The 13,533-nt window shown below is 40.9% G+C and carries 4 protein-coding genes; all 4 read right to left on the bottom strand.

What is annotated here, in order from left to right:
* A partial coding sequence (locus Q8907_05785; GenBank protein MDP4273777.1) for an OmpA family protein occupies positions 1-1,181 on the bottom strand: 1,181 nt, incomplete at its 3' end.
* Positions 1,182-1,190: 9 nt separating this feature from the next.
* Positions 1,191-1,634: a hypothetical protein gene (locus Q8907_05780; GenBank protein MDP4273776.1), complete on the bottom strand. Its 444-nt coding sequence runs from the start codon at positions 1,632-1,634 to the stop codon at positions 1,191-1,193.
* 66 nt (positions 1,635-1,700) lie between these two features.
* On the bottom strand, positions 1,701-11,288 hold the full coding sequence (locus Q8907_05775; GenBank protein ID MDP4273775.1) for a LamG-like jellyroll fold domain-containing protein: 9,588 nt from the start codon (positions 11,286-11,288) through the stop codon (positions 1,701-1,703).
* Between the two features lie 1,053 nt (positions 11,289-12,341).
* On the bottom strand, positions 12,342-13,533 hold a 1,192-nt coding region (locus Q8907_05770), incomplete at its 5' end, for a glycosyl hydrolase family 28 protein (GenBank protein MDP4273774.1).

The raw sequence follows: 13,533 nt of genomic DNA, 5'->3' as shown, positions 1-13,533 counted from the left end.
TTTTCCACAGCAACCGCAATTACAACCCGGTTCCAGGCGGTTTTATCATAAGGTTGTTCGGCAGATCCCAAAGCAACAATTTCAACCCTGTCTTTATTGACATGATAACTATTTAACAATAAATCATAAACAGACTTGGCCCTCTGCAGAGCAAGATTGATGTTATATTCCAATGTCCCGGTCTGCTCATCTGCATATCCCTGCAAACGGATCTTTATGGTCGGATACTGATTTAAAAATTCTACTATATTCCTGAAATTAAAATCCTGCCCTTCAAGAGGCTTATCAGAATTAGCATCGAAGAGAATTGCGGCCAGGTTAAATTTGGGAATAACAGTCTTCTCAACCGTTACCGGAACTTTCACAACCACGGTATCCCTTACAATCACTTTTTTCTCCACAGGGACAAAAGTTATTGCAGGGGGCGGAGGACAAGCAGTCCGTTTAAATCCTTTTTTCTTAAAATAATAGCTTATGCCAATACTTGCAGAACAATAATTTTCATAAATCTTTCCGGCTATACGCCCGTCAAACTGATCCGGTAAAATGTCAGCCCCCAGTTCCCCGTTAATATCCAATTTGCTTGACAGATGATATTTCCCCATCAACCCGAAACTGGTGGAAATAATATTTGCATGGGGAATTCCTTTGTACTTAATCACGCGCATATATCCCAAGCCAACAGAAGGAATTACATCCCACCGGCGGTTTTCCTTATATCCCTTCAACAAATTGAGGAGGCTGAGTTGAAAGTCGGCATGAAGATTGACATATCGTATATAATGCCGGTAACTTCCATCCGGCTCGATGCTTACATAATTCCTTACAGGGTCCGCATTCCCGTATACCTTTCCACTGACCGGATCGGCGATATACAGTCCTTCAACAGTACTAAATCCGTTGAGGGCATACCCCTGGGCCTGCAGCCTTAAACCGCAGGAAGGAGTAAACCATTTTCCTGCACTAATAGCATAAAAAGGAGTAAAGCGCTGGCTGGCGGAAAGTTTTCCGGCATCCTTGCTAAAAAGGACTTGTGTTCCTGCAGCAGGTTCAATGTAAAAATTATCGAGAAAAGATATTGTGTCATTAACAAAGGTCTTTACTTTTAATTCAGACTGAGCCTTTAAATTTAAAGTCGACACAAAAAGCATAATAATCAGAAGGTCTTTAATTGTTTTCATTGATGATTTTTATAAATTTTTCAAATCCAATACGACAGGTTCATCATAGGTTCCATACGTCCCGTCAATTTCAAAAGGTACAGTAGTCTTTGCCTGATACATATACGATAATCTGGAACTGTAATACATGAATTTTATATTGCGGTTTTCAGTATCGTTGCCCCTTATGGTAATGTAATATTCTCTTTGGGTACTGTCCTGCGACTTGATAAGACTGCCGACTCCGCGGCATTCATCTCCAAGAAATGCTGCAACCATATCTTTATCCTGCGCATAGACACTTAGATTATCAGGAAGACGAACAACCGCCACAAAACTATAGGGAAATAATTCGGGAGAAGCTATACTCCATGCCGGAGGGGAATAGGTTGAAAAAGATTTGTCATCATCCTTGCATTGAGCAAACAGTAAACAAACGCTAATGAAAAATACAAGCCTTACAATTATTTTCATACTGATTGATTTAATATTTGATAATTATGAGGCAGAAGAGGATCAATCCTCCTCTGCCCCATTTAATTATTGTTTTGTAATCTTTCTGGTAATTATCCTGCCATCAACACTGATCTGAAGCAGATAAATCCCCGGTTTATAAGTGCTGCAGTTGACCTGGGTCTGGAATAAACCATTTCCGTCTGAAACTGTTTCACTCTTCCAAAGTTCATGCCCCAAAACATCCACAATACTTAGCTTAATGCTGCTGCCATCTTCTGCAGGAACGGAAATATGCAATAAATCGCCAACAGGATTCGGGTAGATCTCAACATTCCCTTCTTCAGCAGTGAATTTAAGCAGTATGGGATCAGGAACAGAGCCTAAAACCATATTAGAATTATAATCAATAATCCCGCCGGTTTTGGCAATTACCTTTCCACCTCTTTCAAGCATAAATGATACCGGAACATTTTTATTTCCGCCAACAGTAATAAAGTATAAGTACTTACCCGAAACATTTTTAGCAACAGTTGAAGAAAGCAAGTCGCCATTCGAATATGCTAAGATCTTATCGCCTTCCAGGGTTTCAATATCAGGAACAGCCACAAGGCTCATATTATCAGAATAATGTGTACTTACATAAGTCGAATTTTCGGATTCGACTAATGTAGCTTTCTTGGCGCTCATGGATCCGCTGTTGTCAGGATATTTGAAACTGGCATCGTCACTGGCAGTACGATACAACATGTATCCCTTATTGGGCTCGAGATAGGTCAAATTTCCAACCCAGCCAATATTATTGGCATACATGGCGAAACTGGTCTGTGACTTGATTACATCCTTATCCTGAGCACTATAACCGGCTAATGCTTCATCCAAAGTCAATTTTACTGAAGGGATATAACTGATGTAATTCCATTGCTTTGCTTTAATGGTCAATGGATTGGAAGAAGGAACAACCAACGAACCGGCCAGATTAATCTGCTGTGAGGACGAAGAAGAAACCTTATACATCAAAGAGTTATTCAATGTAAAATCTTTCTCCGGAATCCATTTGGTTTGTGAATCGGAATAATTGGCACTGAGGTTATCTGCTTCACTCTTAAAGAAGTTTGATGAATTCCAGCTCATATTGGCCAATACCGAATTCAGACTATTTAAAGCATCGGATTTGACATCAAAAGAAATCCAGTTCCATCCCTGTGACAAGCTAATATTCTGATAAACCATGTCCTTGGCATCAAAAATGGCCGGAGCAGCCGGAGTTCCTATAATTCCATCGTTCACAAAACTAATGGCAGATCCAGCATCGGCCAGATAAGTCTTACCTGTGCTTGCATCCCAGATTCTGAAAGTCAACCCGTCTTCGACAGTTTGATTTCCATAAACCGACAAGAAGGCATACCACATGTCATTACGTTTCTCATACTGGACATTGGCAACTCCCACGCACTTGCCATTCATAAAGGCAGAAATCATATCTTCCTTATCCTTGGAGAAAATATTATTGATACGTAGTTTCGCGTATACAGACATGTTGTATTTGTAATCCTTGGGATTAACCGTCCAGTTGGGATTTTCGCCTTTCACTTTAACCGTAAGGTTCAAAGCCTCAACCACGTTATCGGAATTACGCAAATAGATAACCTGATCATAAGCCCCAATATTCAAAGCAGGATCAACCGTGAAAGTAACCGTAACAGAGGAATTTGGCTGAATGGTCCCGGAAGCATCCGAAACAGTCAGCCAGGTGGGCAGGTTCTCAATTGAATAGTTTTGAACCGAACCACTGGTATTATTGATTTTTTCGGAAAATGTTAACTCTTCATCGGCAGCCTTGCTGAGAGATAATTCGGAATCTTCCCATTTCAGCTGGTTCCGGTCAATATATGCCGACCAGGTTATTGGGGAAGCAATCTTATTCCCGTTCAAATCCTGAACATTATCCACGGTAAAGGTTACGATGGTCTTTTCAACATCCGCCCTGTCCTGCAGCAGATTAATAATCAACGCATCTTTATTGACGACAAAATCAAAATCCAAGGTCTGGACAGGCCCTATCCCCTTTATCGGAGCGATATCGTCAGATTCAGCAGCAGCCGTCAAAACAGGAGCAGCTGCAACAGAACCGGCACATAAATCGTTAGGAGTAAATTGTAAGAAATTTTCACCCTGATAGGTAATATATTTATCAAACGGATAATAAGCCATCAGGCCAATTTCATCGCCATTCAGACGGACATTGTTGTTCTTGTTGATCAATGTTTGGTTAAGATATAACTTCCAAATGCGGAATTCATCCACAGAACCTTTAAAATACATGTCCTGTGCAGTATTGCCGTTCTGGTCTTTATATGAACGTGCACCCAGGTAAAGGTTAGCAGCAGCAAAACCGCCCAAGTTGGACGAAGCAAAATAGTTCTTTAATTCGCCATCAACCAGAATCTGGGCATTACCGCGACGGTTAACCGCAAAGGCCAGCTGATGCCAGTTGTTGTCGAGGAAGTCGCCACTTACGGTACTTTCATAGCCGTTGTTACGGACAGTCAATTCGCCATTTTCATTAAACCCTATCCAAAGCAGGTCGCGCGAACCCGTGCCGGTCCCGTTGAAATCATAATCCTTACCGTCGCCCCGGCCATTCGAAACCAAAGTGGCATTTTGCTGAGGACCGCCTTTAAACCACATTTCAAGGGTATATTCCATATCCGGCTTAATCACTACAGAACCGGTTTCAAGTTTTACGGAAGAATTATTTCCGCTAAGTGTTAAAGCCTTGCCTCGCGGATTGATGTACCAGGATGTGCCGCTTAATATACCGTTGGCTCCACCGGCTTTATCCACAGCAAGAGTACCTTTTGATTCGCTCATGGGCCAATAACCCATTAATCCCAGTTCTCCGCCGGAGAGCAGACTCAAACTATTAATCTGAAGATCGGCAGCTGATACAACTCTGTTCCAAACACGAACTTCATGCATCCTTCCTTTCAGGTAACCATCCCCGGAAGCCAGGCTACGGCCAAATTCCATGTTCCCGTCGCCGGAATATGCAGATACAGCCTGTGCATCAACAACTGTCTTAAAGTTCTGATAAATAGAAGCTGTTTCTTTGTTGGCATCATATACTATAGCTACATGCTGCCAATTGACTGTATCCGTATAGCTGGCGGTACTTGTCACTGTCTTAGCGCCGATGCGGGCTTCCAATTGGTTATTGGCATTAAATCCAAATTCAAAATCATTGTTGATATTTCCCTGTCCAAAGAGTGTGGCCTTACCCAGTTTATCGCGTTTCACCCATGCCTCGAAGGTCAGCGATTTCCCGGTCATATTCTTTTCAGCCTCAGTATAAACGTAATCGTTAATTCCGTCAAAATATAAAGAAACCGAATGGTCGCCCTTGGATCCGTTAATTATCCCCCTGACCTGGAAATCCGATTTGCTCAGCAGACCGTCGGCTATATCTTCGCTGAAATTCAGGCGGATTTCATCATTTACGGTCAAAATACCATTAGCAGGCAGAGCCGATCCAAACAAGCGCGGACGTATGGCATCCTTAACCCCGCTGGCCACATCGGTATAACTGATTACGTCAGTTGCACCGATCTTACAAACACTCTTGGCCCGGATATCATATAACTGATTGTCCAGATTGTAGGTTTTGAAGTCATATTTAATACCCCCAGCTGGCAAAATCTGCTTAAAGGAAGGCTGTAAAGGAGAAGCCTTATATGCAGCCGAATCTATGAAATAGGACTGAATGGTTGTCCAGGCAGATTCCGAAGCAGAAGAAGGTTTATATTCAAGATCTATATTATTTAAGTTACTTTGATTTACATCGTATGCCTTTACGGAAATAGGCAAAATTTGCGTTGCTTCCGTTTCGCCTGTATTGGTGTTTACAACCCATTTGTTGAGCGGGAATTCAAGCACTATATCCGAACAAGAAGGAACAAAACTAACTGAAATGTTGACTGTATCAGCAATGTTCATTTCACATTGTGATTCCAATATCAGGCGCAGGTTATTATAATCCATGGCCTTGGCCCCCTTCCCTACTTCCAGGGTTTTAAGCAAGGGTTCTCCGTAGCGAACCAATAAATTACGCCCATCGCCTATTGGGGAACCATCCAGATAAAAAGTTGCACCGTCCGGATTGGAAGCTTCATCAATCTTTAAAATATAGTTAACATCGTCTCCACTTTCAGATTCATTATCCAACTGTAACTGAAATGAACCTTTTTTGTTGGATGGAATACCGGTAAGTATTGAATTCCCCTTAACTGAAATTTTAGGTACTTCCATTTGCATGGATGGCTGGTCTATAATCGTACCGGGTTTGTAATAGGAAGAAGAATATGCTCCTTCATACGGGCACATCGTTGCACCCCCTTTAAGCTTGAACACATAACTTCCATCGGCAGCAGTGCATACATCTTCACTCAAATACCCGTTATCGTCTGAAAGAGTGAATCCGGTGGTATAGGATTGAGTGTTGCCGGTACTAAAACTTCCCCCTGTAGTTACAGAAGTTGCTATGTTCATATCAGCCTTTATCCCTATTCCTAATGCTTCCCCACCAGCTTCTGTATCTATTCCTCCGCCGATAATAATGCTGTATTCGTCATTTGTGGTAGTTGTTTTATCGACTTGCTTGCTTAAAGAAACAGTAGAGCCTGCACTGATGGAATAATTTTTCTCTAATTGGGCTTCAATTTTTGCCTTTTCATTGTCTGCCAGTTGTTTTTCCCATCCTGCAACTGCCTGGTTGAGAACAAGAATAGTATCATTCTGTGTAGTGCATCCGGCAGGGAAGTAAATGGTATAGGAAGGCCCGTCATAATATTTATCATTGGTAGAAGCTTCATTTCCCCAGTAGGTACTGGTATTGGTCTCACCGTATCCATTATCCCCGCTTTTGAGTTTTGATACATATACCTGTTTCCCTGTAGCATTGGCCTTTGCCTGGGCTTCGCCGGCTGACAGGCCATTGCCACCTTCAAGAATACTGTTCCTTAACTTTTTCAGATTGGGAATCAGTGTGTTTTCTATGTAATAGAGCGGATAAGCAAACAGTGTCCCGAAATTTTTCTGGCATGCTATTGATTTCTGGGAAACAAGAACATAATCATTATCTCCGGCCGTATCGTATCCCCATAACTTTATGTCGGTAGAAGCAACATTTTTCTTTTTTACAAACGCGACATTATTGCATGCACCATAAGAAATATTTGTGGAGTTACCTACAAACAAATCCCCGTCGTGCCCGACATAGCCATTTTGTATATTGCTGCCACCCTCACTGCTGGTGCTGAAATTTGTATTGGTGGTAATTGTTTCTTCCTGCGTACCGGAATAAACATCTGAAGTGGATGTGTTTACTGATAAAGACACATCAGCAATTGTTTCAGCTTCAGTAATCGTTCCGGCGCCAACTCCAGCCCATGTAACAACTTTAGATCCAAAAGAAGCCGTAGCTTTATAATCAAAGTTCTGTTCTGTACTGGCCGAAATGGTAGTGCTTTTTGTTATCACGGATCCTTGTTGTACGAAAGCAGAACTACCTGAACCATGAGGATCACGGATCACCATCATAATTTCATTAGGCCCAGTAGTTACAAAGTTAGTTCCGGTAGATTTTGCACCGATCAGGAAAGCTCCCGGGTTAGCAGGATTTGCGATAAACGGATTGTTTGTATTCCACAAATAAGTTCCATTATCCACTTTAGCCGCAACACCAAATGTCTTGATTCCCGTAGTCAAATTCGGATCTCCGGCCATAAAAGTATAAGATGCTTCTCCCAGTGAATCAATATCAAGCGAGGATGTTGCTCCTTCGGCATTCATGGCATTGTTAATCTCAACGGTTCCGTCTTCCGAAGGTACACGGTCCTCCTTCCCATTCTTCGCATTATTGTATTTATACGATTCAAAAACAGAAATCTGCATATAATATTTCTGCCCTTGTAGAAATACAGGACGATTGTCAAACTTGTACAACTTAGAAACCTCATCAAATACAGTTATGGTATCATTAACCCCGATGAAGGTTGGCGATACAATCTTATTGTTGCCGAAATAAGTCATTGGTTTACCCCCTCTGGTCATTTGTGTGACACTTACAGAAGGATTCTCCCGGTGAATTATGTTCAGATTGGCATTATAGAGCACAGTATCCGAAATTGTACGGGCTACTTTGATTCCCTGGGAATTAATTACTGAATCCTTAGTATTCAGTATGCTTGATTCTTTTTGAAAAACAGCACTTAAATCCAAAGGTATGTTCTGACTGATAATATTGCCATAACCATCAACCGTTGCAGAAGTAACATTAAAATTAACAGGAATCAGATCCAGTGTAAATTCGCCTGTTTCTTCATTGGGATATACTGTCACATACCGGTCATTATAAGCTACAGTATTGGTCTTGGTAACAAAACCGGCATCAGCTATTTTGGGGCGGTATTGCGTGATAGTATCAATAGTACCGGGAGTATTGGTGATATTGTACTTGTTTCCTGCGAGTTCAATTTTTACTGCCGCATGATCACCCAGATTATTTTTAGATTGGGAAAATCCCAACGGAATGGCCTGTTGTACGGCACCACCTGCCATACGTCCGATCACATGCACTTTAGTAATATCCTCAAGTGAAGCAGTTCCTGCCGATTGATAATTCCTGTCAGCGCCAGTGGGGGTGGTAATAAAACCATTTCCTTCAAAGGCATGATTAGCCAAGTATGCCTGAACTGTGTGTTGCCCGATGGGAACAGAAATCGTTACTTCTCCAATATCGTTTGTTGTAGCCGGAGTACCATCGCTCAAAACCACAGCCACACCGTCAATTTTGAAACCAACGCCTTTTACAGGGTAAGTGCTGTTTTTGTATTTTACATCCACTCTTATTGGGAATGAAGAATTATCAGTAAAGTCAAGGACGTATGAAGAATTTGATGCGCTTATAATCCGGTTTACGTTGACCGGATCAAAAGAATGAATGCCCAAACGCGGGCGGAAAGTATAAATTGTACCATCACCCAGGTAGGAAATACCTGAAATCAGATAATTTCCCTGGTCATCTGTAATCCCTTTCAACATCAACTGTTCTGCAGAAGGAACAACGGTCGAACTTCGCAGGGCATTATGCACCTGTCCATGATGTTCGTTATAGGTCGAACCCTTGTAGGAAATATCATAAAATTCTGTAGTAATCGGTTCATCAAACCGCCAATAGGCAGCCAGGGAAGATTCATTTCCGGCCAAAAGCCTGGTATAATCACGAGCAATAAGGGATTTTGTCAGGGCCTTGTTCCACAGGCGCACTTCATCGATGTAACCGTCAAAGAAATTCCCGCTTGCATTACTGCCAATCATCATACTATCGGTATTAGTCACTGCTGTACCTGAGGGAACATCCACCTTTGCCAACAGGGAATCATTGGCATAAAGCAAAAGCTGGCTGGCTGAACGCACCCCCGAGACATGAGTAAAACCGTTGGCAGTAAAACCATTATATTTAAATGAAACCCTGTTGGTCCCGCAGGCAAAAAACAACTGACCATTGGCATCAAAACCAAATTCATATTTCCCGGGTTTATAAAAAATACTACGATTGCTTAAATCCGACAGGTTTGGACGTATCCATGCCTGTACTGTAAAGGCAGTATCCGAAAGGGTATTCTTTGCATCTGAAGCTTTCAGGTAGGCATTGGTCCCGTTAAATTGAAATGACTGTCCTTTAGAACTGATGTCATCAGAGCTTGCAATTACTTCGACGTTAGGAACGGCAGTACCCCCGCTGTATTTTACACGGCCATACACATTGCCGGTCGGGCTTCGGAAACCAATTCCGGACAAACAATTGCTGTACACATCCTTATTGTTACAACGTACTACACCTTCAACATAATAAAGATAATACACTCCCGGAGATCCTTTCGTATCATCGAACGTGTAATAATCATTACTTGTTGAACCAGTTACAGTAGCAATTTGAATAGTATCTCCTGCTTCATTATAAGGTGTCCGCTTAATGACAAAATTATCAAATGCTCCTTTGGCTTTCCATTGCAAAGAAACGCGGTCGGGATAATATCCTTTTGAAACGGATAAACCGGATACCGTTCCAATATCAGTAACCAGGGCATAACCCGGGACTTTAACTATATCCGGTTTGGTATATTTACTGACCCCGGGAACAACAGATAAAGAATACGAATATTCATTACAATCTTTCAGGTTATCATCAACATATTCGCCCAGGCGCATATCCGACTCATCTAATTCAGCAATATCAGAACTTGTCCCGTCGGTAGAGTTCTTCCTTTTAATAATCAACTTGGACCCTGTAGACCAGACTCCAGGATTTACCGTCCATTTGATATGTGCTTCCTGAGTTCCTGCATTATTTACAACGGTCACAGTATCCCCTGTAACAGTAAGATGTACGGAGTTAACCTGAATACTTGTACTAACTGCCACATTCCATTTCCAATCATCTTTAGTTTGAGTTCGCCGGATACGATAATACAAAACTTTCTGGTTATTTTCATCGCGCACATCATCACTCATAGAATAATTTGTTGCAGAAGAAAAACGCACCAGGTCAAACGTTTTTATGTTAGTTGAAAAATCAGACTTGTCTGAACGTTCTATTTCAAATTCATCGCCCTTGATGCAGTTATTATCATAATTATTTGTACCGACATCCCAGGTCAGGTTTACCGAACCATTTACATCATAAGTTGGCTTTAAATTAAGGGGCCAATGGTAAGCAGGTACAGTAATTGTTTTATCTCTGGTATACACTAAACCTGACAAAGGTGCACATTTTGCGTGGAAAGTCCGGGTTACAACGGAATTCGATTTATCCACCAATAAAGCTCCGGATGATGAGGCGGTAGTAAAGGCCTGATTATCCATTGCAATATAGGTATAGCTGGGTATACTCAAAGCAGATTGAAATGCATAATTTATATCCATCTTCCCGGGAGTTTGGGAGAGGGCCTGACTTAACGTGAAATCAGGAACAGGCAGGGGGATATTGTAAGATTGACCATTAAAATTATAAGACTGCCAATTTCCACCATTATTGGCCCCAAAAGTACCGGCAATCATAAAATAAAGATTTTTATTGGTATAGTACATGGGGATATAAAGTCGCAAATACATACGGGCTGTTTGAGAACATTGATCAACCATGTGAATCGCTTGTCCATTGGAAAAAGTCCAGGGGGTCGTTCCGTCTGTTTCCGACCTGGCTTGTACCGGAAAGGAAAGTTGGGATATATCGCAATAATAAGTAGAGCCGTCATTCTGATGGGGAGCATCAAATTTTACAACTTGAGCAAAATTTTGCTCCTGAGCGTCTATGGTCGATATAAATAAACCTCCCTGAAAATAATCGTCGTTGTCTACATCATCATAATAAGGGATCAAAAATTCAACATAGGGGCCATAATTATCCACCCCTGTCCCCGTTATTGTAACATCCCCGGAGCCGATAGCCCAAGATTTAGAGCTAATAAGAAAAAACAATAAAATAAATATTGTTCTGATCCATGTTATACCTGTATTTATTCGTTTACAGGGAGGGGGAGCATTTTTATACTGTCCTCTTACATAAAAACATCTATCCGTTTTATGTCCACTTTTTAATTTCTTTACATTCATTTTTGATGAGTATATTTTGTCCAATAAGTACTTTATTTTAAATTATTAATATGTTACACTTGAATACTATATTTATCACCCCTAACATAATTATCAAAATTAATTATAAGTCAGTTATTTTAACACTAAACCCAAAATATATTTTTAATTAAATCATTGTTAAAGCCTTTAAAATGTTAAGATTTAAGACAAATGTTAAATTATGTTAATTTGACAAACAGCCCATAATTTATTATGATCCTAAATATTGAGAATATAATAATTACCGAAGTCACCAAAGTATTAGTGCTAACACTATGGGAAATACAAGAAAAATAAAGTGCTTGTTAGTGCATGATTAAATTTTTACATTGTTATTTTAAAAATATCTATAAATCTGATCAGGAAGATTTAAATAATGTAGATTTAAATTTAAAGTGCTGAATATGACCAGAATCATCTGCTAATTTAAGTTTCGCAACTAAATATTTCTCTGAACGGAATAAAATTTAAAGTCAGTGATTTATTGTACTTCCACCCCATACTCCTTACCTAAACCTAAGGGTTAAAACAGGCCGGTGATTCATTAAAAAGTTCCAGGACTTTCCTCCGCGAAGCGTTTTAAATAAATTCATTATTGACTGCATTCCGTTCAAGCGAAACCGACGTCAGGAGGTGGAGTGCGTTCATGCAGTCACAGTCTTTTTTGCTTCCTTTTTGTGACGACAAAAAGGAAGAATAAAGTTTTCAAAAAAATAACAACCACGGAGACACTAAGGGCACAGAGGATTATTAGGGTTTGAAATGGTTCGAAATTGTTAAATTGAATTTCTGAAAAAATAAAAAATTCCCAAATAAAACCACATGACTTTATGAATACGTGAAAACCATAAAATATTTCTTAGTGCACTTTGCGCCTTAGTGGTTATATTCGAAAAAACACACTATTCCCCGGAACAGAATAAAATTTATTCATTTTCGCTGAGATCTGCTGAGAAAAACCTGAGTTTCACTGAGTATTACCATGAAACATTATTCTGTTATTACCCCTTTTTACTACTTGCAAAACTTCAATTATTTTATTTCTTTACCGTCAAGGGTTGCCTGGGCATTTGTAACAGCGATCTTATTTATGCCCTCTGCTGAAATAATTTTGCAGTTCTCCAACCTTATATTTTTGGCAAAGAAAATTCCAAAAGGCCCGTCAGCCTTAATGGTTACATTTCGCATAAGAACATTGGAAACAACTGCTTCGGGCAGTCCCCAGATCAGGCCGGCACGTTTCCCTTTTTCGACTGTTGCCGTGATATTCTCGAATGTGATATCTCGGTATACAGGAGTAAGGTCGGTAACCGTTGCAGCGGGGTATGTTTGGGCAATTTCAGGAGTAAGTTTTTGCAAATCCCTGTACTTTTTTTCTTTTGCATTGTATGCAGCATAAATCAGAATAGGAATACCTACATTGGTCATGCGCAGGTTACGGTAAGTTATATTTTGAAGCACTCCGCCGCGGTCGCGGTCCGATTTGATACGGATTCCGCAGTCTGTATTCGTAAATGTACAATTTTCGACTGTATAATTTGATACTCCGCCATGTGTAGGACTGCCTATTGACAGGCCATGACCATAGCCATAAGTGCAATTGGTAATCAGAACATCCGAAGTATGGCCGCCACAGGTAAAATCATCATCCCCCACACTCACGTTGCAATCTTTGATCAATATTTTCTTACCGCTCACATCGCATGCATCGGTATTATGGCTGGGATTTACCGGATCGGTTGATGGTGGAGCCTGAATAGTCACGCCGCTTACAGTTATGTCGGAAGTATTGCTGCCGCTGATGGCAATATGAAACATGGGGGAATTCATTAATTTCACATGTTCAATCAATACTCTCTGGCATTCCCTCAGCGCGATCATCCGCGGACGCTTTGCACCTTTTGTTTTTGCATAAGGCCACCAGGGGCTTCCCTGCCCGTCTATAATCCCTGAACCGGTTATGGCCACATCATGAAGTTTTATGCCATTGATAAAATTTTGCCCTTCAGTTAACCCACCGGGATATCTCTCCAGGGGCAGCATCCTTAGGATGGCTCCAGATTCTATCTGCAAATTAAAATTACTTGTGAATTGAATAGGCCCGCACAAATATTCTCCTGCAGGTACAACCACCCGTCCGCCACCAGCATTGGCGGCAGCATCGATGGCAGCCTGAATGGCTTTTGTATTATCCGTCGAATTATCAGCAACAGCGCCATAATCT

Source organism: Bacteroidota bacterium (assembly GCA_030706565.1).
GTDB lineage: Bacteria > Bacteroidota > Bacteroidia > Bacteroidales > JAUZOH01 > JAUZOH01.
The sequence above is the reverse complement of the archived record's forward strand: the minus strand, read 5'-3'. Positions and strand labels throughout refer to the sequence as shown.

What these genes read in the sequence shown, in the direction of transcription:
- Q8907_05780 (MDP4273776.1), bottom strand. Translation starts at nt 1,634, where the DNA reads ATGAAAATAATTGTAAGGCTTGTATTTTTCATTAGCGTTTGTTTACTG.
- Q8907_05775 (MDP4273775.1), bottom strand. Translation starts at nt 11,288, where the DNA reads ATGAATGTAAAGAAATTAAAAAGTGGACATAAAACGGATAGATGTTTT.